Origin of the sequence: Bartonella sp. TT119HLJHH (genome assembly GCF_042193385.1) — a bacterium.
GTDB lineage: Bacteria > Pseudomonadota > Alphaproteobacteria > Rhizobiales > Rhizobiaceae > Bartonella.
Genome location: NZ_JBHILS010000006.1, coordinates 78,656 through 99,521 on the forward strand (window position 1 = coordinate 78,656; position 20,866 = coordinate 99,521).

At 37.0% G+C, this 20,866-nt stretch carries 19 protein-coding genes, 1 other RNA gene and 1 pseudogene; 2 read left to right on the forward strand and 19 right to left on the reverse strand.

Annotation, left to right across the window (positions count from 1 at the left end; genetic code table 11):
- Nucleotides 1–18: 18 nt before the first annotated feature.
- From rimP to ACFIJL_RS04895, 19 genes are all read right to left on the reverse strand, one after another.
- Entirely contained in the window at nucleotides 19–645 is a 627-nt protein-coding gene (rimP, locus tag ACFIJL_RS04805) for a ribosome maturation factor RimP (RefSeq protein WP_375623039.1), read from the reverse strand.
- A gap of 150 nt (nucleotides 646–795) precedes the next feature.
- Nucleotides 796–1,497 carry a tRNA (guanine(46)-N(7))-methyltransferase TrmB gene (locus ACFIJL_RS04810; protein ID WP_375623041.1) on the reverse strand — a complete coding sequence of 234 codons (702 nt, stop codon included), beginning with the start codon at nucleotides 1,495–1,497 and terminating at the stop codon, nucleotides 796–798.
- Nucleotides 1,494–2,762 carry a methionine adenosyltransferase gene (gene metK / locus ACFIJL_RS04815; protein WP_375623043.1) on the reverse strand — a complete coding sequence of 423 codons (1,269 nt, stop codon included), beginning with the start codon at nucleotides 2,760–2,762 and terminating at the stop codon, nucleotides 1,494–1,496. The genes ACFIJL_RS04810 and metK overlap by 4 nt, the downstream gene beginning before the upstream one ends.
- Nucleotides 2,763–2,892: 130 nt before the next feature.
- Nucleotides 2,893–3,306, reverse strand: a complete 414-nt coding sequence (locus ACFIJL_RS04820) for a helix-turn-helix domain-containing protein (protein WP_012754634.1) — start codon at nucleotides 3,304–3,306, stop codon at nucleotides 2,893–2,895.
- 147 nt (nucleotides 3,307–3,453) lie between these two features.
- Nucleotides 3,454–5,088, reverse strand: a complete 1,635-nt coding sequence (gene lnt, locus ACFIJL_RS04825; protein WP_375623045.1) for an apolipoprotein N-acyltransferase — start codon at nucleotides 5,086–5,088, stop codon at nucleotides 3,454–3,456.
- Nucleotides 5,051–6,076, reverse strand: coding sequence for a hemolysin family protein (locus tag ACFIJL_RS04830; protein WP_375623047.1), 1,026 nt, complete (start codon nucleotides 6,074–6,076; stop codon nucleotides 5,051–5,053). The genes lnt and ACFIJL_RS04830 overlap by 38 nt, the downstream gene beginning before the upstream one ends.
- 85 nt (nucleotides 6,077–6,161) lie before the next feature.
- Nucleotides 6,162–6,653 (reverse strand): rRNA maturation RNase YbeY, encoded by a 492-nt coding sequence (ybeY, locus tag ACFIJL_RS04835; RefSeq protein ID WP_375623049.1) that lies wholly within the window; start codon nucleotides 6,651–6,653, stop codon nucleotides 6,162–6,164.
- Nucleotides 6,650–7,774, reverse strand: coding sequence for a PhoH family protein (locus ACFIJL_RS04840; protein WP_375623107.1), 1,125 nt, complete (start codon nucleotides 7,772–7,774; stop codon nucleotides 6,650–6,652). The genes ybeY and ACFIJL_RS04840 overlap by 4 nt, the downstream gene beginning before the upstream one ends.
- A 159-nt stretch (nucleotides 7,775–7,933) precedes the next feature.
- The gene (gene miaB / locus ACFIJL_RS04845; RefSeq protein WP_375623051.1) at nucleotides 7,934–9,310 is read right to left on the reverse strand and encodes a tRNA (N6-isopentenyl adenosine(37)-C2)-methylthiotransferase MiaB; all 1,377 of its coding nucleotides are present in this window, start codon (nucleotides 9,308–9,310) and stop codon (nucleotides 7,934–7,936) included.
- A 31-nt stretch (nucleotides 9,311–9,341) separates the two neighbouring features.
- Nucleotides 9,342–9,833, reverse strand: a complete 492-nt coding sequence (rimI, locus tag ACFIJL_RS04850; RefSeq protein WP_375623053.1) for a ribosomal protein S18-alanine N-acetyltransferase — start codon at nucleotides 9,831–9,833, stop codon at nucleotides 9,342–9,344.
- The gene (gene tsaB, locus ACFIJL_RS04855; RefSeq protein ID WP_375623055.1) at nucleotides 9,833–10,519 is read right to left on the reverse strand and encodes a tRNA (adenosine(37)-N6)-threonylcarbamoyltransferase complex dimerization subunit type 1 TsaB; all 687 of its coding nucleotides are present in this window, start codon (nucleotides 10,517–10,519) and stop codon (nucleotides 9,833–9,835) included. Before tsaB ends, rimI begins: the two co-directional genes overlap by 1 nt.
- A 919-nt stretch (nucleotides 10,520–11,438) precedes the next feature.
- Nucleotides 11,439–12,467, reverse strand: coding sequence for a YeiH family protein (locus ACFIJL_RS04860; protein ID WP_375623057.1), 1,029 nt, complete (start codon nucleotides 12,465–12,467; stop codon nucleotides 11,439–11,441).
- Nucleotides 12,468–12,533: 66 nt separating this feature from the next.
- Nucleotides 12,534–13,139 carry a recombination mediator RecR gene (gene recR / locus ACFIJL_RS04865; RefSeq protein ID WP_273790577.1) on the reverse strand — a complete coding sequence of 202 codons (606 nt, stop codon included), beginning with the start codon at nucleotides 13,137–13,139 and terminating at the stop codon, nucleotides 12,534–12,536.
- A 30-nt stretch (nucleotides 13,140–13,169) separates the two neighbouring features.
- Nucleotides 13,170–13,493: a YbaB/EbfC family nucleoid-associated protein gene (locus ACFIJL_RS04870; RefSeq protein WP_273790576.1), complete on the reverse strand. Its 324-nt coding sequence runs from the start codon at nucleotides 13,491–13,493 to the stop codon at nucleotides 13,170–13,172.
- A gap of 14 nt (nucleotides 13,494–13,507) precedes the next feature.
- Nucleotides 13,508–15,448: a DNA polymerase III subunit gamma/tau gene (locus ACFIJL_RS04875; protein ID WP_375623060.1), complete on the reverse strand. Its 1,941-nt coding sequence runs from the start codon at nucleotides 15,446–15,448 to the stop codon at nucleotides 13,508–13,510.
- A 221-nt stretch (nucleotides 15,449–15,669) separates the two neighbouring features.
- Nucleotides 15,670–15,767, reverse strand: an RNA gene (gene ffs, locus ACFIJL_RS04880) — signal recognition particle sRNA small type.
- Nucleotides 15,768–16,631: 864 nt separating this feature from the next.
- Nucleotides 16,632–17,039, reverse strand: a complete 408-nt coding sequence (locus ACFIJL_RS04885; protein ID WP_375623062.1) for a hypothetical protein — start codon at nucleotides 17,037–17,039, stop codon at nucleotides 16,632–16,634.
- 434 nt (nucleotides 17,040–17,473) lie between these two features.
- Nucleotides 17,474–18,337, reverse strand: coding sequence for a prephenate dehydratase (locus ACFIJL_RS04890; RefSeq protein WP_375623064.1), 864 nt, complete (start codon nucleotides 18,335–18,337; stop codon nucleotides 17,474–17,476).
- Nucleotides 18,334–19,065 (reverse strand): 3-deoxy-manno-octulosonate cytidylyltransferase, encoded by a 732-nt coding sequence (locus tag ACFIJL_RS04895; RefSeq protein WP_375623066.1) that lies wholly within the window; start codon nucleotides 19,063–19,065, stop codon nucleotides 18,334–18,336. The genes ACFIJL_RS04890 and ACFIJL_RS04895 overlap by 4 nt, the downstream gene beginning before the upstream one ends.
- A 104-nt stretch (nucleotides 19,066–19,169) precedes the next feature.
- On the opposite strand from ACFIJL_RS04895, the gene ACFIJL_RS04900 reads away from it, so the two are divergent.
- Both ACFIJL_RS04900 and ACFIJL_RS04905 read left to right on the forward strand, forming a co-directional pair.
- A complete protein-coding gene (locus ACFIJL_RS04900) occupies nucleotides 19,170–19,745 on the forward strand; it encodes a c-type cytochrome (protein ID WP_375623068.1) in 576 nt (191 codons plus the stop codon).
- A gap of 726 nt (nucleotides 19,746–20,471) precedes the next feature.
- Nucleotides 20,472–20,690: pseudogene (locus ACFIJL_RS04905) on the forward strand (Arm DNA-binding domain-containing protein); the annotation flags it as partial.
- Nucleotides 20,691–20,866: the final 176 nt, after the last annotated feature.

Sequence of the window (20,866 nt, forward strand, 5' to 3'; positions counted from 1 at the left end):
GGGTATTTCCCAGTGATATTATTTTTTGAAATTGAGCGTCTGTATAGAGTCGTTAGCGTTCTCTTCGGCAATGAATTGTTGACTTAAATTTTTATTTTGTTTCAATGCATCACGAATAAGCTCATCGGTAAGCACTAAATGCGCATTTATGATATCACAAAAGGAAATAGGGGTGTACATGGCTTCTCCATAAGCTGCTTTGTCAGTGTTTAAAATAAATCCATCTTGCGTGATATTCGTAAGTGTCCCACGAAATTTTCGGCGCCCATCAATTGTTATTTTAGTTTCAATTTTTGCAAGATGCCCTTGCCAATGAAAAAAATCAGATTTTCTTACCAATGGACGATCAATTCCAGGTGATGAGATTTCTAAATGATATTTGCGTTCAATAACATTTTGCACATCAAGGAGTGGGGAAACAGTTCGACTAACAGTTTCACAATCTTCTATGGTCATAGAACCATCGGCACGTTCAACCATAATTTGAAGTGTTAAACCATTTTGACCAAGGAGTTTTACACGAACCAAACGAAAACCTAAAGGTTTAAGTAGTGGTATGACAAGAGCAGCAACCTGTGCTTCGATACCATCTTCTTCAAACAAGCGCGGTTCGTCAAGATTGCTTATTTTTTCAGCTTCGTTCATACATTTTATCCAAGTTATTTCATCAGTTTTATGATATTAAAAAAGAGCGGGTCCAACGGCCCACTCTTCATCATAAGACCAAGAATTTAACTATTGATACTCTTAAATTCAAAATTTTTCAAGTTGTTTATGAGAAAAGCGCTTGATCATTTATTTCTTGATAAAGATAAGATAGGCAGGCGTTCGTCCTTCGCGTAAAGCTTTTGCTTCATAGCGGGTCCCACTCCATAGTGGATAAGGGAGTTTCCAGTCTTGAGGGCTTTCTGCTTTCCATTCAAAGTGATCATGTTGTGCGCAATGGTACAAAGTCCAGTTTACATAACTGTCGATATCGCTAGCAAAGCGAAAAAATTTCCCTATTTTAAGAACACGAGCAAAACGGTTAAGATTTTTTATGTTGATGAAGCGTCGTTTCCAGTGTTTCTTTTTCGGCCAAGGATCAGGATAGAAGAGGTCTATTCCATCAAGCGAGTTATCAGGGAGCCAATCAAGGAAGCGTGTCGCATCATCATTATAGAGGCGAAGACGATTTTGATGGTTTTGATACTGTTCAAGAGACAACAATATTTTTGCCATGCCATTGATGAAGGGCTCGACGCCGATAAAACCGGTTTTTGGAAAATATTCCATTTCATGAAGTAAATGTTCACCTCCACCAAAGCCGATTTCAAGTCGAATTTCTCTTACTTTGCTTGAAAATAAGGATGTAAGGTTTGGGGGAGGAGGAACATTTAAATCAATATTAAATTTGGGGAGAAGCATTTTTATACGTGTAAGCTGACTGTTTCGAAGTTGTTTTCCTTGTCGGCGTCCAAAAAATGCTTCACTCTTGCGTATATTATGTTTAATCATGGGATTTGGATCATTGTTTGAAGCGTTTTCACGAGATCAGTTTTTTCCCATGAAAACGAACCATCGTGTTTTGGTTTACGGCCAAAGTGACCATAGGCAGCTGTTTTCGCATAAATAGGTTTATTGAGGTCAAGATGTTTTCGAATGCCGGTAGGTGAAAGGTCCATTATTTTGCGGATGGCTTCTTCAATAACTTTTTCATCGACTTTTCCTGTTCCATGAAGATTAAGATAAATAGATAAAGGTTGTGCAATACCAATTGCATAGGAGAGTTGAATGGTGCATCTCTCTGCTAAATGAGCAGCAACAATATTCTTAGCCAGATAGCGTGCCGCATAGGCAGCAGAACGATCAACTTTTGTTGTATCTTTTCCTGAAAAAGCACCGCCTCCATGGGGTGCAGCACCTCCGTAAGTATCCACAATAATTTTGCGTCCTGTTAATCCGGCATCGCTTTGAGGGCCTCCAATGACAAATTTTCCTGTTGGGTTAATATACCACCTACATTGAGCTGCGATGGGAATGTCATGTAAAGCTTGGCGAATGTAAGGTTCAACCACTGTACGTACTTTATTGGAATCCCAACTTTCATCAAGGTGCTGCGTTGAAAGAACAATGGATGTGACCTCTATCGGTTTTCCATTTTTATAGCGTATGGTTATTTGGCTTTTAGCATCTGGTCCTAATTTTCCAGTTTCTCCCTCTCCTTTATGACGGGCTGCGGCAAGAAGTTTGAGAATTTTATGCGCATAATAAATTGGCGCAGGCATGAGATCAGGTGTTTCACGGCAAGCATATCCAAACATGATGCCTTGATCACCTGCTCCTTCTTCACCATGCCGATCCGTAGCATTATCAACCCCTCTTGCTATATCAGCTGATTGAGGGCGCAAAAGAACATCAATTTTAACAGTTTTCCAATGGAATCCTGCTTGTTCATAGCCAATGGTACGAATAGCACGGCGCGCTGCTGTACGAAAACGTGTAGGATTAATGAGTGGAAAGCTAGTTTCATCATAGATGAATTCTTTATTTTTATCTTTTTTTAATAGCGTATCAGGAACACGTACTTCACCAGCGATAACAACACGGTTGACACTAACGAGAGTTTCACAGGCAACGCGTACTAACCATGGATCAGTACCAGTCTTTTCAGCTTCTTTATAGATCATATCAACGATTTCATCGGAAATACGATCACAAATTTTATCAGGATGTCCTTCCGATACCGATTCGCTCGTAAAAAGATAATCTTCATGCGGCATAGGAACTCCTTCAAAAAAGAAAACCAACGATTTAATCAATTGCTTACTAAAGTCGTCACCATTTGCTAATTCTACAGCAAATAGTCAATGCAAATTTATATGAATAAAAGAGAAAAGATATAATTTTAATTTATAACTTATTTGTCAAATCTTCCTCAGAAAGTGCTTTTGCTAAGTCAATAATTTTTCGACGCACTTTAGCATCAGATATATTTGTAAAAGCGCGCATGAGCTGAATCCCTTCGCTGCTAGAACAAAAGTCTATAAAATTGTGATCACTTTCGGCAAAACCCTCTACTTGTTGGGAGGTAATACCTTTATCAAAAAAGTAAGAAACAGGAACATCCATAATTTCCGCTATCGCTTGAAGACGACTGGCACCAATACGGTTTGTTCCTTTTTCATATTTTTGGATTTGCTGAAAAGTAATTCCTAATTTTTCACCTAGTTTCTCTTGAGTGAGTCCTAAAATATTACGACGTAAACGGATACGAGTTCCAACATAGATATCTATAGGGTCAGGTTTTTTTCTAGTTTCGGTCATAATGCAACTCTTTATTTCCAGCACTTTTTTCTAAATCAACATCATATTTATGCGCAGCTGATTTATCATATAATTAAAACAATATGTAATATTTTTTCCCAATATTACTGGTACACGCAACATAATACCGTACAAAGGGCACTTGAATCATTTAAGCTGTTTTGTAAAACCAAAACCAATACGACACAATAGCATAAGGATGAATAAGATAAAAGTAGAGAAAGTTCTGTATTCATTGCTTCCTATAGGGGTAATGGATGATGGAACTTGTGAATCAATAATGCCCACAGCATTTTGTCGAAGAGCTACAACGATTCGTCCATAAGAATCAATAACAGCTGATATGCCATTATTGGCTGCCCGTATGAGGGGGATTCCCAGTTCAACGGCACGAAGCTGTGCTTGTTGAAGATGTTGATAGGGTCCAGGCGTTACACCAAACCATGCATCATTTGTAATATTAATAATTGCTTGAGGTGGGGAACCTTTAAAAGTCATTTCATGGGGAAATATTGCTTCATAACAAATCAAGGGTAGATAAGAAAATCCGTTTGGCATTGTAACAATTTTGCGCACACTTGCAGCACTATATCCACCAATAGTATCGGCAAGGGTACGCAATCCAATTTTTTTCAATAAATTCTGATAAGGAAGATACTCACCAAAAGGAACCAAATGAAGTTTATCAGAAGTATTTAAAATATTACCTTGAGCATTAATGACTGCAATTGTATTAAAATATTGTGTTTGAGAATGAGGTAGATCATTGCTGGCGCGTATTGCTCCGATAATAGCCCATTGTTTAGGTTTTAAAAGAGAGGCAATGTGCATTGTGATAGATGAGTTATCATAAAGAAGGTAAGGAACGGAAGCTTCAGGCCATATGATAAAATCAGGTTCTGAATTTTGATCGGTTGTTGGTGTTGCACTTAGCTTCATATGCGCTTCCAACATAGCTTCTCGTGTATTATCACGCAACTTTATATTTTGTTGGATGGACGGTTGAACAATGCGCACCCAATAAGCACTTTTTTGATCTTCAGCTGTGTTTTCTATAGTATGAAGACGATAAAACCCAAAACCACAGTGAATGAAGATAAGTGATAAGCAAAGAGAAAGTGCCACTTTCTTTTTTTCATCCGTTAATAAAACAGTTGGCAAACTGTAGGCTAAGACAGCAAGAATATTCATTCCGTAAAGTCCTACGATTGCATCAGATTGCATGAACATTGGGGTTGGCATGGCTGTATAGCCAAGAGAATTCCATGGAAATCCTGTGAATAAAAACGCACGCAACCACTCGGACAATCCTAATGCAAAGGCTAAAACAAAAAAGCGTGCTATTCCTTTTGTCCATAATAAACCGACAATGAAACCAGAAAAAAACCAATAAAGAGAAAGGTAGAGTGGAGGGAATAAAATGGCTAATGGGACGGCCCAACCAAAAGAATCTGGATCTGTTAACAAAGCATTGCATAGCCACCAAAGTCCGCAAATAAAATAACTAAAACCAAAGGTTCCACAGCTTAAAGCGTAAGTAAAAAAATGTTTTTTATTATTTTTTGTGGCCTGTATTGAGTCAAGTAAAACAATAAAGAGAGGGAAAGTTAAAAAGCAAAGAGGTGTTAAATAAAAGGGTGGAAGTGCAAAAGAAGTAAGAGCACCACACAGAAATATCCATGCTTGGCGTTTCCAGCCTGTAACAGAGAACAAAAAAACGATGAAATTGTGTAAAAACGCTGGACTATTCTTTAGGGATGGCATTGTTTTCAAGATTCTCATTTTTTGGAATGCGAAAAATGCGCAACCGTTTAATCCGGCGTTTATCAGCTTCTAAAATACGAAATCTATAGCCAGGTACAGCTTCAACAATTTCACCTTTGGCAGGAATGCGATCAAGAATGGAGACGATCAAACCACCAATAGTATCAACTTCATCACCATATTCCCCTACGATAAAATCAGGACCAAGAGCTTTCTCCACATCTTCTAGTTCAGTTCTTGCATCAACGAGCCATTTATTATTTGGTTCACGTACGATAGCATTGTCGACATTATCATGTTCATCTTCGATATCCCCAACGACTAACTCAACAATATCTTCCATTGAAACGAGACCATCTGTTCCTCCATGTTCATCAATAACTAAAGCCATTTGAGTTCGTGTCGTTTGCATCCGTGTTAATAATTTGCTTGCAAGCATAGAACTGGGAACAAAGAGAACTGTTCGGATTAAGTCCAATTCACCGATTGGAGTATGTAAGTCTGTATGGTTTAATTGAAGCAAATCGGATTTTTGTTCGGTTTTTGTTGGATTGATAATAAAGCGAATCATATAGTTAAGAATATCGCGGATATGGATCATGCCGCGCGGATCATCTAAAGTTTCAGCATAAACGGGTATGCGAGAATGACCAATTTTTGCAAAACATTTAAGTGCTTCTCCAAGTGAAGTGTTTATTTCTAATGCTTCGATTTCAGAACGAGGTATCATAACATCATCCACGCGTGCTTCACGTAAGCGTAAAATGTTATGCAGCATAGTACGTTCTTCAGGCGAGAAGGGGGCGGTATCTTTTTCATTGTTAGTCGTGAGGGCAACGGTAAGATCATCGCGCAGTGACGTAGGTGCACAATTACGACCACGTAAGAATGAAAATAAATGATTCATCAGAGAATATTTTTCTGTATGATTCGTCTGTTGAGAAGTTTTTTTTTCATTGTTAGAAGATGTTTGACTATTATTTTGTGTATTTATTTTGTTGTCCATGGTTTTGAAATCTTCTAAACTTTCTTTCTTATAATAGATAAATAAGAGGCTTTAAATGGTATGCTTATAATATTAATTTTAAAAGTTAAATTTTATCATTGATAGACAATTCAGCGTAAGGATCTTTTATGGAAAGCTTTTGAAGAATTTCTCTTTCGAGCTTTTCCATTTTATATGCTTCATCATCAGTTTCATGGTCATAACCAAGCAGATGCAAGATACCATGAACAATCATATGTGTTAAATGGTCTTGAAATGTTTTTCCTTCTTTCTCTGCTTCGAAAACAACAGTTTCTCGGGCAATAATAATATCACCGAGCATGGGACCAGGTCGATTTCCAGCTTTAAGTGGAAAAGCAGGAAAGGATAATACATTAGTAGATTTGTTTTTGTTGCGCCATTGTGCATTGATTTGTGCCATATGTTCATCATCCGTAAAAAGCAAGCTAATCTCGCTTACAACATTTGCCAATGAAACATGATGCATAGTTGCCATTAATGCTTTTTCAGTGATATTATAAAGCATTTTCTCATCATTCCACCCTGCGCTTTTAATCATTATATCAATAATAATCATGATGAATCAAATTCATTTTTTAATGCATCGCATGCGAATGATTTTTTTTTATTTTGTATTTCTGAATCACGATCATAAGCACGAACGATAGCAGCAACAAGTGGATGGCGTACAACATCTTTTTCATCAAAATGCACGATTGCAATATTTTCTACATTTGAAAGAATGCGAATTGCTTCAATGAGACCTGATTTTTGCCCTGTAGGCAAATCAATTTGGCTTACGTCACCGGTAACAATCATACGCGTTCCTTCTCCAAGACGTGTGAGAAACATCTTCATTTGCATGGGCGTAGTATTTTGTGCCTCATCAAGAATAACAGCAGCATGGGCAAGTGTTCGTCCGCGCATAAAGGCAAGAGGAGCAATTTCTATGACACCAGAAGCTAAAATACGTTCTATTTTTTCAGCGGGCATCATATCATAAAGGGCATCATAAAGTGGTCGTAAATATGGGTCGATTTTTTCTTTGAGATCACCGGGAAGAAAACCAAGATGTTCTCCAGCTTCCACAGCTGGACGTGAGAGAATAATTCGCTCAATGATACCACGTTCTAGAAGCATTGCAGCATGAGCAACAGCAAGATACGTTTTTCCTGTTCCTGCTGGTCCTACACCAAATACAAGTTCAGTATGCTCCATAGCGCTTATGTAAGCATCTTGTGTTGGAGTTCTTGGATGAATTATTTTTTTATGGGTACTCAACCGTGCTGGTATAGTTTTCGTTGCAGGTTTGTGTGTTATGGTATCTTCTTTCTGCTTCTTTGGTATATCTGCCATAGCAATCGCTCCTTTTATATCTGATAAAGTGAGCTCTTGATGTGTTTTGGCACGTTCATAAAGTTGCTGCAATACATATTGCGCACGTTTTATAACAGAAATATTTCCACGGATTAAGACTTCATTACCACGCGGATGAATACGAAGTTCGAGTTTTTTTTCGATATAAGCGAGATTTTCGTCAAATTTACCAAAAACTGCTTTTGCATATTTATTATTTTCGAAAATCAAAACAACTTGGCTCACATCTGAAACGCTTGTTTGTTTCAAGGTATCAGTTTTTTCAAGGGACGTATTTACTTTTTCTTTAATACGCTTTATTTTTTCGGTTGAAGCTTTCAGCCTATTCTCCATTCTATATAAATATTGCACATTTTGTTAAGTAAACTTTATAAAAGACAATTTTTTACAAAAAGTGCACGCTTTAGATGTAATCATTTTCTTTTAAAATAAAAGAGTTTTCCAAAATATTTATTTTTGAACAAGGTTTTAGAGGCATATTTATCTATCTATCATTTCACCAACAAAACTGTTTGAGCTTGCATTTTTAATATGAATTTCTATCACGCTACCTGTAGAGGCTTCTGTATCGACGACAACAGGTAAAAGCCAAGGGGAACGTCCTACCATTTGCCCTGAGTGACGTCCAGGTTTTTCGATAAGAACGTTCGTTTTTTGACCAATTTTAGAACGCAAAAATGCATCTTGTTGCTCAAGGAGAAGGAGCTGTAAATGTTGAAGTCGGGCATCTTTTACAGATTCATCAACATGATTTTTCATTGTGGCTCCCACTGTTCCAGGACGGGGGGAATATTTAAAAGAATAAGCTGAACTGTACTGCACTTGTTGAATAAGTTTAATAGTTTCTTCAAAATCTTCATCTGTTTCTCCTGGAAACCCTACAATAAAATCGCCTGAAAAGGCAATATCTGGCCGTGCGCTTCGAATTTTTTCGATAAGATGAAGATAATGAGAGCTTTTGTGTTGTCGGTTCATGGCTTTTAAGATGCGATCTGAACCTGATTGAACAGGCAGATGGAGGTAAGGCATTAACATATCAAGGTCTCGATGCGCGGCAATAAGGCTATCATCCATATCACGTGGGTGGCTGGTTGTGTAACGCAAACGCTTTAAACCATCAAGTTTTGCAAGATGGTAAAGAAGATCGCCAAGACGCCAAGTTTTTCCATCAACACTTTGTCCATGCCAACCATTAACATTTTGTCCAAGCAACGTAATTTCTTTAACTCCTGCTTCTATGAGTTGGCGGGCTTCCTCGGTAATTTGCTCGACGGACCGTGATATTTCGGCACCCCGCGTATAGGGAACAACACAAAAAGTGCAAAATTTATCGCACCCTTCCTGTACTGTTAGAAATGCGCTAACACCCCGTTTTCTTACTGCATGTTTATTGTGAGGCGGCAAATGAGCAAATTTATCTTCAACAGCATAGTCTGTTTCGATAATTTTTTTTCCTTGTTTGACTTGTTCTAACAATTCTGGCAAGCGGTGATACATTTGCGGACCAATAACAAGATCCACTGTTGGAGCACGGCGCAAAATTTCACTTCCCTCAGCTTGTGCAACACAACCTGTTACACCAACTGTCAAGGGTTTATCAGGTGTGCGTTCTTGACGCATAACGCGCAAACGACCAAGATCAGAATAAAGTTTTTCTGCTGCTTTTTCACGAATATGACAGGTATTAACAAGAATAAGATCGGCATCATTGGGAGTTTGTGTTGTCACATAGCCTTGTGAACTGAGACTATCAGTCATCCGTTGGCTATCATAAACATTCATTTGACATCCATAGGTTTTGATGAAAACCTTTTTAGGAGCAACAGGAGGCGTATTTTTAGGATTTACTTTATTCATAGCGCATGTCTAAATGTTTTTTACACAAATCTCAATCTATTTGCTTAAAAGTTTTTTGCATGATAATTGCATCACCGCGACCATTTTTTGACGGGTAGTAGGCAAGACGTTCAGAAATTTTTTGAAATTTGAAGCGTTGATAAAGGTTCAAAGCAGAAAGGTTTGTAGCTTCTACTTCCAAGAATAATTTTATAGCGCGCTTGTTGTGAAGATGGCAAACTGTGCGATCGACAAGAAGGGTAGCAATTCCTTGTTGACGATAATGAGGGTGGACAGCAATTGTGATGATTTCTGCTTCATCAAGGATGAGACGGCAGAGGCAAAAGCCTAAAATTTGATCAGGGTGATCAAGGAGAAAAGCTTTGTACCCGAAGATAGAGTGATCTGTTAAGAAATTATCAAAAGCTTGTTTTGTCCAAGCAGGGGTAAAACAATGTTGATGAATTTGATGAAGAGCAGCACTATCATTAATTTGTAGCGGAGCAATCTCAAAATTTTTTTTTGTCAATGAAAATTTGGACATTATTTTTTTCGTGGTAAAGCAAAATCGGTTTGTTGTTTTGCATCAGCACTGCGAAGATAGAGTGGGCGAGGTGAGTTTTGTGGTTGTTTGTTGGCAGCAAGATAAGCATAGCTTACAATATCAGCCGCTTCGCAGGGGATTTTTTCTAGAACAATTTTTTCGTTTATTTTATGGTTTTTAATATACTGTACAACGACATCAGCGGCTGAGCCAGTCAGTCGGGTTTTTTTTGGCAAATCTTCGAGGATATTTTCAATTGTTTTTAATCCCGGCGCTCCCAAAGGTGTGAGATCTTTATGGAAATTTTGATGGTAAAACATATCTCTTCCTGCTTCAATAACAACAGTAATTGCCGATGTAGAATTTTCATTGGTTGTTACTTGTGCGGCTAATGCTTCAAGAGCACTCACTCCAACAGCTGGTATCTCAAGTGCTAATGCCAAAGCGCGCGCTGTTGCAACACCGACACGTACACCAGTAAACGATCCAGGTCCAATATTGACAGCAATACGTTCAACTTGATCAAGCGTCATATTGGCTTGTGTCATTATTTGTGTAATCTGCCCAATAAGTTTTTCAGCATGTCCTTTGTTCATGCGCTCATTGATGCGCGCAATAACAGACTTATGGCAAATGAGTGCAACAGCACAATAAATTGAAGCAGTATCTATAGCAAGGATAAGCATAAAAATAGTTTAGTTGAATAAAACGATAAACAAAAGGCCTGTTATATTTTTAATCTTTTTACTGTTGTATATTCCATTTATAAGAAAGTTACTAGTGCCAATAAGCAACAATATCTTTTATAGAATAGAATGAGCTATTGATTTGATTCTTATTTGTTTTTATTGTTAATACATTGATTTATAATGATATTTATTATTTCCATGTTAAATAAGATCCTTGGACATTGTAAGATTTTCTTATTTTAAATCTGCTTATCTTGAATCAATTGAAATCACTTGCTTGCACACCACAAACGAGGCTGGTGTGTAGGTAAAAAACTATTAAGAAAGGACTAAAAATGGCTCTTATGAATCATCTTGATGCAAGCGCTATCGGCAACATTGGGAGCTAGAAATAGAGCCGATAGTATAACGTTCCGGCTTGTACTTCACAAGCGAAAAGATGGGGAGTATAATGTATTTTATACACGTCATGGGGATTTTACAGTATGTTATTCATAGGCACTGCCGTGAAAGGGAGCTCAAGTGCGTTGAGAGGTGTTTTTTTACAAGAACGTGAATGCACAACATAAATATATTCTGTTTTGGGCGTTTTGTTCTTCGTGAGAGACGTAACCCCATTAAAGTGTATATTTATCAATCTTTTATACAAACTTTAATTTAATGAGATTAGAGATGAAAGAAATAGCATTATTTTGTATGATTTACGTATTTAATACTATATCGCTGCAAATTATTATGGGTTAAAAAGTAATTTTGGCAGTTTGCGCTTCATATTATAGCTCTTTCAATTTTTGTATAGAATAATAGGCAAATTTTTAGAATTTTTGCTGGTTTTATGAAAGAGCTGATTTTAGTAGTAGTAAGACTTTGGATTGATTGTATACTCCGTTGAAAAAAGAAACAATCAATGCATATTTCAAAATGTTATATGATTTAAATCATTCAATTGTATCATGATAAGGCTACAAATACCGAGAATAATTATGGAGCAGGTTGAAGTCAAAATGACGCGCCATCCTGCTTTTTTTAATGATCGTATATCAACACCTAAACCTAATGCTGCCATTGAAATGATAGTGAATACCTGAGCAATAAGTTTGATCGGATTTATAGCCGTTTCAGGAATAAGTCCGCTTGAGCGGATAAGCATCATGATAATAAAACCGATTATAAACCATGGCACAAGAGTATGTAGACGAAAACGTGTTTGTGCTGAGCGATGATAGATAATTGATAGAATAAAAATAACAGGACCTAACATGAGAACGCGTACCAATTTAACAATTGTTGCAATTTGGACGCTTACAAAAGAGATAGATGCTGTTGCTGCCAAAACTTGCGGTACAGCATAAACAACCATACCAGCAAGCACGCCATATTGGCTAAATGACAAATTCAAAGATGGATGTAAAAAGGGTAGAAATAAAATAATAAGAATTCCTAAAAGAGCAGTAAAAGCAATTGATGCGGCTACTTCGTCATGCTTTGCTTTAATGACAGGTGCAACAGCGACAATAGCTGAATTGCCACAAATAGCATTCCCGCAAGCGACCAGCATTGCCAAATGTGTAGAAAGCCCGAAAAGTCGGCCGATAGCAAAGCTCAGGATAATCGTTACGAATATCACGAATATGATACTAGCAAGCAAATTCCAACCAGCTGAAAGGACTGCGTTAATGCTAATGCTTGCTCCTAGAAGAACGATAGCAATTTCAAGAAGTGTTTTTGCAGAAAAGGTGATACCTTTTTGAAAATATGTTGGCAAAGAAAAACAACTACGGATAATCGATCCTAAAAGAATTGCCAAAACAAGGCTTTCAAGCCATGCTTGTCCAAAAAGCTGTTTTTCTACAACTTCTAAGCCATAAGCTAAGGCTGATATGAGTAAACATACTAAAATACCAGGACCAAAGTCGTTTAAAAGTGAAAGTTTTTTCTTTATCATTTTAATATTTCCCCCATAACAAAGAAATGATAGCAAACAAAAAGAGATAACAGATAAGAAAAAGTTTTAAAGATTTGTTCGTGCTTGTACAGCTGCTGCTAAAGTTCCATCATCAAGATAATCAAGCTCGCCTCCTACAGGCACACCATGAGCAAGTCGCGTAATTTTAACTGGAAAATTAGAAAGCTGATCAGTGATATAGTGAGCAGTTGTTTGACCTTCGACAGTCGCATTGACAGCAAGAATAATCTCCGTAATAGGATTTTGTACAACACGTTGTATTAAGGTGGCAATGTTGAGTTCGTCTGGACCTATTCCATCTAAGGGGGAGAGTCGTCCACCCAACACATGGTAACGTGCGGCTAAAGTTTTTGCACGTTCAAGAGCCCACAGATCAGCAATATCCTCAACAACGATGATTGTTGTATCATCGCGGCGCAAATCTGTACAAATTGAACAAGGATCAATGGTATCGACATTTCCACAAACAGAACAAATGCCGACTTTTTCGATAGCTGCTTGTATAGCTGCTCCTAAAGGCTCCAGCAAAGTCTCCTTTTTTTTGATAAGATGCAGTGCAGCACGACGCGCTGAACGTGGACCAAGACCTGGTAACCGTGATAAAATCTGAATGAGACGTTCAATCTCAGGTCCTGCAATGTATTTAGACATATTTTTGTCCCACGGAAAAAATCCGTTTCATTAAAATGGAAGCTTGAAACCTGATGGGAGTGGTAGCCCTGCCGTTATACTTTTGGTTCTTTCTTCTATTGCGATTTCGATTTTTGTTCTTGCTTCATTATAAGCTGCCATAATGAGATCTTCAAGAATTTCAGCTTCTTCAGGTTTGAGTAATGAAGGATCAATTTGAATTGCTGTTATAATATTTTTGCCATTTAAAGTGATATTGACGAGACCACCCCCTGCAGTACCCACAGCTTGTAGATTAGCTATTTCCTCCTGAATCTTCTGCATTTTTTCTTGCATTTCTTTGGCTTTTTTCATCATGCTCATCATTTCACGCATAGGAATAGGTATCCTTATTCATCATTGATATCATTTTTATTTTTAAAAATATCAGCATTTTTAAAGGTATTGGAGAGTAAATCAAGATCATTTTCTTCTTTATTGAGTCGAATATCGACAATTTTTGCTTCTGGGAAATGATTGAGGATTTTCGCGATATCAGGATCTGTTTCTGCATTAGAAAAAAGAGTCTTTTGAATCGCTATACTTTCCTCCTGTAAGGTTGGGCCACCTCCTTCATTAACAAAAGTTATTGTCCAGCGTTTTTCAGTCCATTGAGATATCTTTTTTTCTATATCATGAGCAAGAAATTGTGGGGTATTTTCAGAAAGTCTCAAGGTAATATGCCCAGCTTCAAAAGAAACAGGATGAACAAATTCTTTAACAAGGAGTTTGAAAGGAACATCATCATGCTGTTCGGCTAATTTAATAATATCGTGCAAAGAATTAATCACGAGAGTTTTAGGTTCAGTAATCTCTTCTGTTGTTTGCGTGACAGAATGCGATAAATTTGCAATCTTTCCAGAAAGATCAGTAGATTGAGAAGTTTCTAGAACCTCTGTTACTTCTTGAGCGTTGGTTTTTTCAGAAGTTTGATTTTTAACTAAATTTTCCGGTTGTAAGGAATGATCTAATTGGTTTTTCAAAGATGTTTTTAAATCTGATTGATCGGGTAATGTATTTGAAATGCTCGAGGAAACATGGGTATCGACCATTGTTTCTTTTGGTATATTATTTGCATTTGTAGATTCTTGATGAGAAGAGTTTTTAACCAGTGTGAGAGGTGTTTTTTCTTGCGTAAGCTTTTTTAAAGCTTCATCAAGAGTTGGAAGGTCAGCCGTGTGAGCAAGACGAATTAAAAGCATTTCAGCAGCTTGAAGTGGACGTGCAGTTTGATTAACTTCCTGTAAACCTTTGAGTAACATTTGCCAGTTTCGAGATAAAATAGGAACGGAAAGTTTTTTTGAAAAGTCTACACTTTTTAAACGTTGTTCTTCAGTTAGCGAAAAATCTTCCACTATTTCTGGTGTAAAACGTAAACGTGTGACCAAATGATTAAAATCGGCCAGTTCTGTCAATATAGTAAGAGGATCAGCCCCTGCTTCATATTGACTGCGTAATTCATGTAATGCATTGACAATATCGCCCTTCATAATAAATTCAAAAAGATCAATAATACGTGCTTGATCTGCGAGTCCTAACATTGTACGCACCGCAATAGCATTAACATTGCCATTACTATGGGCAATCGCTTGATCAAAAATGGATAATGCATCACGTGCAGAGCCTTCTGCAGCGCGAACAATCATAGAGAGTGCTTGATCCTCTACTTCTACCTTTTCATATTTCGCAATTTGGCGCAAATGTGCACACAAAGCTTTTGATTCAATACGTCGCAAATCAAAACGTTGGCAACGTGAAAGGATTGTAATAGGAACTTTGCGAATTTCTGTTGTGGCAAAAATAAATTTTACATGGGATGGTGGTTCTTCAAGAGTTTTCAACAAACCATTAAAAGCTTGTGTTGAGAGCATATGGACTTCATCGATAATATAAACCTTATAGCGTGCAGAAACAGGACGATAGCGTATTTGTTCAATAATTTCACGAATATCGTCAATGCCTGTATGAGAAGCGGCATCCATTTCTATAACATCAATATGGCGTCCTTCGATAATTTGTGTGCAATGTTCACCAAGAGAGTCCAATACGGTTGTTGGTTGGTCAATATCTTTTGTTTTATAATTGAGCGCACGTGCCAAAATACGTGCTGTTGTGGTTTTTCCTATGCCACGAATCCCTGTTAACATCCATGCTTGTGCAATGCGACCTTTTTCAAAGGCGTTGGTGAGAGTACGCACCATAGCTTCCTGACCAATGAGGTCAGAGAAGTTTTGTGGTCGATATTTACGAGCAAGAACACGATAGGCTGTTTCTACCGGTACATTTTCCATGAATGTTTCCAACTTCAAAGTTCTTTATGCATACATTTTGATAATACAAAAGCATAGGTCAATACTGTACTCTCATATAAAAGGATTTTTTCTTAATCAAATTATTTATGGGACAATTTGTTTAAAGACAACCAAATCCCTTTACCGCTGCATACAAACGCTGCTCTGAAGATTTAAAATACTTCGCTAAAAGATAGCATAAAAATAATTTCTTCAGCAAAACAGGAGGCTGGCACGATGACCCGTACCAGAACTCGTTAGGGCTGCTTCTTTCCAGACCTGACCCAGTTGGCGAGTAGTTCGTCCACCACCAACCTCCCAAAATCCATATTGTCGATTTAGAATGAAAAATCAAGCTCAGAAACAAAAAATATTATAAGAACGATGAAGAATTTTCCTTTGCGTTTAATTTATTAACATATAAACAACAAAGAAGTTGAGGATTTATCAGTTTTCATAACAATAGCTCTTCATATTTTTTCTTTTAACATCTATGAATGTAAATCTTGAGTAGATATTATCGCTCTTTTTTCTTGAGTGCTGATTTTCTTCATTAAAGACGTTGGGTTCATCACCAGATGGATCAATATATGCGTTCCCATTATTGGAGAAAAGATTTCACATATCTTTTAAGGACTGTACTCTTACAAGAGACGATGCAATTTAAAAGCTATAAAATAATAATGATGGCACAGATTTATGATTTCATAACTGTAAAAATGGTATTTTATATACACGACATTTTATAGCTTGAAATAATTATATTTTTTGACGATAAGAGAAAAGCAAGATGAATTTTTTACAAGAATCTTGAATGAATATGATTAAAATGCAATGAGGAATGCCTCTATAAAACAATTTTTACTTCTCTTCTTAATCTATAAATGATTTGGGTACGATGTACTTTATAGTAATTAAAATGAAGCATTTGCGAAGGTAAAAGTTATATTCTTATTTAAAAATTAGCTCTGATGGTAGAGAGTAAAGAACAATTTAAGTTTAGTCATTTAGTTGTCGCAAAAGTTCTTTAATATCTAATTTTATGAGTAGCTTAAGGTTTTCCATATCATTACAAAACACCTCTTCAGAGATAAGTTTTAATAGCTCATTATAACCTATTTTGAAAAAAACACCTGAACAAAAGAATAATTTTACTCACATTTAGATGCTATTAGAAATATTATTAATCATAATCTCCTGTGTCACAATTTGTTCCAATAACTTTTTTCTTCGTAATATTTTTAAAAATATAATGTCCTGACGAAGGAAAACTTATATGAAGAGATTTTATATTTTTTAGGGTAAAGATCTTCTTTTCTTTATCATGGGTTATTTTCTTTTCATCATCAACAAAAATTCTCAATTTGTTTAAATCAGAAGGGGCAGAGTATGATAAAGTAAAGGATACTTTCTTCGGCTTAAAGATACTACAAGAGTATTCAGCTCCTTGATGGATTGTATCAGATGGTATGATCACAACACTTTCATCCAGCCCAAAATTCCATTTTTTCTCACCAAAGCCAGCGAATGCAACACTAGAGTAGACGAGAATATTGGCAGCTAATAATCCTTGCGTGAAGATTTTTTTCATTATCCTCTCCTTTTTTCTAAAGTTAGGTGGAATATAAATCAGTTTTTATAAAGATAAAAGTTCAAACTTAACGCTAAAATCAGGGCTAAGTTGCATTTTCTAGTTTTAAACCATGTTTAAAATGATATTAATCTAAGAGATTTGAGTGCTCTATTATGTATAATAATTTGAATTGTTTTGAGAGCAATTTAGAAGTTTGTTATCTTTATTGGAATAAATTGTCATAGGAAATGACTTTTCTCAAGAACCTCTCTTTAATGTGGAAAGGGAAATAGATGGTACAAGCGTTTTTATTTTTGGTTACTGTTTTTTCTTCTTCAGTGTTTATGAAGGGTGTTGAGTAGAAAAAACGAGATCTTTCAAGATGCGTTGCATTATGAAATTTTTACGATGCTCTTTGATATCAGCAAAGAATGATAGCAGCCTAATTGCTTTTATATATACGATGTTCGATCGTTTTGTGCTGGATAAGTACCGATAATACGCAGTTCTGCAGAAAAGAAAGATAATTCTTCTAAGGCAAGTTTCATCATCGGGTCTTCAGGATGTCCTTCAATATCAACAAAGAATTGTGTTGCATTGAAATTTCCACCAATTTGATAGCTTTCTAATTTTGTCATATTGATACCATTCGTTGCAAATCCTCCCATAGCTTTATAGAGAGCAGCGGGGACATTGCGCACGCGAAAAAGAAGACTGGTGATGATTTTTTCGCCATTTTGAGGTTTAGGGACATGTCGTTTGGAGCGTGAAAGGATGACAAAACGGGTAATATTATGAGGGTTATCTTCAACATCTCTTTCAAGAATATCAAGTCCATAGAGTTCTGCTGCGATTAAAGGTGCTAGAGCAGCCTGTGAACGTTTAGCATTTTTTTTAATAAATTTTGCAGCTCCAGCGGTGTCGGCAGAAACAACAGGTTTCCAACCGTTGTTTCGTATAATTTTTCGGCATTGTGCAAGAGCATGCGTATGGCTGTGGACGGTTTTAATTTCGTCATGTGTAACGCCGGGCAAAACCATGAGTTGAAAATGGATAGGTAAAAAATATTCATCAATAATATAAAGAGATGATTGAGGTAAAAGATGATGAATGTCTGCAACGCGTCCCGCAAGAGTATTTTCAATAGGGATCATAGCAAGATCAGCTTTCCCGCTTTCCACTAAATTAAGGGCGTCTTCAAAAGTAGCAGAGGGAATAGTATCCATATGGGGGAACATATTGGAGCAAGCAATATGGGAATTAGCGCCGTATTCTCCTTGGAAAGAAATTTTATTGGTTTTTTTAAATATTTTCATGCTAAAATCTCACAAACTCTATCGAGATCATGTTGTGTGTCCACACCTAAGGGAATTGTATCGATTATTTCCACATCGATACGCAGATTGTGTTCTAATGCGCGTAATTGTTCAAGTTTTTCACGTTGCTCAAGTGGTGAGGGTTTGAATGATACAAATTTCTCAAGTGCTTCGCGCCTATAGGCGTATATTCCAATATGGTGATAAAGAGGACCGTCTCCATAGGGTGCTGTGGCGCGCGTAAAATAAAGAGCACGAAGGCGATTTTGAGAAAGCGGTGTACCAATGATTTTGACAACATTGGGATCTCTTGTTTCATTTTCTTCAATGATTTGAGCACCCAAGGTTGCAATATCAGTAAGGCTATTTTCTAAAGGGCATAGCGCACGAATGATTTCCTGAGGCATTATTGTTGGGAGGTCACCTTGTATATTTAAAATGGCGTTGTAGCGTTGTGCAGGATCAATGCGCATTAAAGCTTCATAAATACGATCAGATCCAGACTTATGATCACCTCGTGTTATGATATATTCATGCCCATAATCTGCAACAGCTTTAGCAATATCATGATGATCTGTTGCAACGATTGTACGTCCTATTGCGGCTTTTTTGGCTTGTTCTGCGACATGAACAATCATCGGCTTTCCACCAATTTCAGCGAGAGCTTTTTGAGGAAGACGGGTTGAGCCTATACGGGCAGGAATAAGAATAATTGGTTCAAGAGCCATTGTAAGATTCCCAATGTCATCTGTGATGCATTTATGATGTTGTGTGTTATAAAGAAAAAGCTTAAACTAAAAATGGTAATGAAACCGTGAACATTTGAGTTTTTATGAATCGCCCGAGATTTATTTATTTTATTTGTGCTTGTTTATGTGTGCTGGTCATTATTGTGGGGATTTCCACACTCAGCAATATAATTTACGATCATCCTACATCAGTCCAATATCATCATACAGTTGCCAAGAATGATATATTTCAAGAAAAACAAAAAGCACCTGATGTTTCCTTATCACTAAATAGCCGCCTTCAACAAGGCAATTTTGAAAATGGCCGTAAAGTTTTTCGCCAATGTGCCATATGCCATACTTCTGGACGCAATGAAGCAGGGCGTGTTGGTCCAGTTCTTTGGGGGATTGTTGATCGCCCTTTAGCATCAGCAGCAGGTTTTGCATATTCACGGGCATTGCGCGCGCATTCTGACCAAAAATGGGATTTTATCACTTTGGATCGTTATCTACATTCTCCACGTGAAGCTTTTCCTGGGACCATTATGTCTTTTCGTGGAATTAAAAATGACCAAGATCGTGCCGATCTTTTGCTTTATTTACGCAGTTTGTCCGATCATCCTGTTCCTTTACCAACGGATAATAATAAAGCGAACGAGCCAAACTCACTTATACCATAGATGTTAATTTTAGAAAGAAGTCTGATTTTTTTGTAATTTTAGTTTCACGGTTTTATAAAAAGAGCTCTTATTGATGTTTTGTTAGGGGGGGAACGCCCCTCACGTAAAGCAGAACACATTTAACGTTGCATGTTTACTCGCTTATTTTAAAGAGATCTTTTATAAAAATGCACTCTTTACGCTGTCATCTGCGGATTGGTTTTCAAGATTTGTGGGCTTCACTTTTTCTACATATACTTGTCTGTAAAATTATAGCTGAAGGATTATCAATTCATGAGCCGCAGCTTTCTGCTTCTGAATGTAATAATTATGTAATTAAAGCTCTCCATGAAGTTTATCTTAATCCTTCTATACACATCAATCCCCATGTATTTTTTTATGAACAGAGACAATTGATTGTTCTTATACGTGCAATGATCCTAAGCTGCATTTTATGATGCTTGATGAATAGACGTTTTCTCTTAAGGTTAGAGGTGTAGGTACAGATCGTTGACCTTTTATAGTATCGGTCACTAAAATATGACTTAGATTATTTATAGGTTGTTGTCTGTATAAGACATTGATTTATAATTATAATTTAGCGTTATTCACATTGAATTAGAACCCCGAATAACGTAGAATTCTCTCATTTCAAATCTGTGTATCTTGAATCAATCAAAATCACTTGCTTGCACGTCACAAGCGGGGCTGGCGTGTGGGTAAAAACTATAAAAGAAAGGAGTAAAAATGATTCTGATGAATCGGCTTAATGCAAGATCTGTCGCAACATTGGGGGCTGGCAAATATAATGATGGTGCCGGCTTGCTTCTTCATAAGCGTAAAGATGGAGGTGCTCAATGGCTGTATCGTTATACCATTCACGGTCGGCGCCGCGAAATGAGCTTGGGTGCCTTAAGACATGTCTCTTTAAAACAAACCCGTGAATTGGAAAACCCATGGCGGTCTGAAGTAAGCACTGCCATGTGAAACAATTTTTATGTGTGAATAGTAAAATAGCTGAATAGAATTCCGCTGATTGTATTTTTATCTACGCCGAAAATTTTTTACACAAGAACACTGATGGCCGCTACATTTGCATGAGTCTCTGTCCATTTATAGACGATGACATGAAATTATGTCGA

What these genes read in the sequence shown, in the direction of transcription:
- recR (WP_273790577.1), bottom strand. Translation starts at nt 13,139, where the DNA reads ATGTCTAAATACATTGCAGGACCTGAGATTGAACGTCTCATTCAGATT.
- ACFIJL_RS04870 (WP_273790576.1), bottom strand. Translation starts at nt 13,493, where the DNA reads ATGCGTGAAATGATGAGCATGATGAAAAAAGCCAAAGAAATGCAAGAA.
- ACFIJL_RS04900 (WP_375623068.1), top strand. Translation starts at nt 19,170, where the DNA reads ATGAATCGCCCGAGATTTATTTATTTTATTTGTGCTTGTTTATGTGTG.
- ACFIJL_RS04810 (WP_375623041.1), bottom strand. Translation starts at nt 1,497, where the DNA reads ATGATTAAACATAATATACGCAAGAGTGAAGCATTTTTTGGACGCCGA.
- ACFIJL_RS04830 (WP_375623047.1), bottom strand. Translation starts at nt 6,076, where the DNA reads ATGGACAACAAAATAAATACACAAAATAATAGTCAAACATCTTCTAAC.
- ACFIJL_RS04885 (WP_375623062.1), bottom strand. Translation starts at nt 17,039, where the DNA reads ATGAAAAAAATCTTCACGCAAGGATTATTAGCTGCCAATATTCTCGTC.
- ACFIJL_RS04860 (WP_375623057.1), bottom strand. Translation starts at nt 12,467, where the DNA reads ATGATAAAGAAAAAACTTTCACTTTTAAACGACTTTGGTCCTGGTATT.
- ACFIJL_RS04875 (WP_375623060.1), bottom strand. Translation starts at nt 15,448, where the DNA reads ATGGAAAATGTACCGGTAGAAACAGCCTATCGTGTTCTTGCTCGTAAA.
- rimI (WP_375623053.1), bottom strand. Translation starts at nt 9,833, where the DNA reads ATGTCCAAATTTTCATTGACAAAAAAAAATTTTGAGATTGCTCCGCTA.
- ybeY (WP_375623049.1), bottom strand. Translation starts at nt 6,653, where the DNA reads ATGATTATTATTGATATAATGATTAAAAGCGCAGGGTGGAATGATGAG.
- ACFIJL_RS04895 (WP_375623066.1), bottom strand. Translation starts at nt 19,065, where the DNA reads ATGGCTCTTGAACCAATTATTCTTATTCCTGCCCGTATAGGCTCAACC.
- ACFIJL_RS04890 (WP_375623064.1), bottom strand. Translation starts at nt 18,337, where the DNA reads ATGAAAATATTTAAAAAAACCAATAAAATTTCTTTCCAAGGAGAATAC.
- lnt (WP_375623045.1), bottom strand. Translation starts at nt 5,088, where the DNA reads ATGAGAATCTTGAAAACAATGCCATCCCTAAAGAATAGTCCAGCGTTT.
- tsaB (WP_375623055.1), bottom strand. Translation starts at nt 10,519, where the DNA reads ATGCTTATCCTTGCTATAGATACTGCTTCAATTTATTGTGCTGTTGCA.
- rimP (WP_375623039.1), bottom strand. Translation starts at nt 645, where the DNA reads ATGAACGAAGCTGAAAAAATAAGCAATCTTGACGAACCGCGCTTGTTT.
- ACFIJL_RS04820 (WP_012754634.1), bottom strand. Translation starts at nt 3,306, where the DNA reads ATGACCGAAACTAGAAAAAAACCTGACCCTATAGATATCTATGTTGGA.
- metK (WP_375623043.1), bottom strand. Translation starts at nt 2,762, where the DNA reads ATGCCGCATGAAGATTATCTTTTTACGAGCGAATCGGTATCGGAAGGA.
- miaB (WP_375623051.1), bottom strand. Translation starts at nt 9,310, where the DNA reads ATGAATAAAGTAAATCCTAAAAATACGCCTCCTGTTGCTCCTAAAAAG.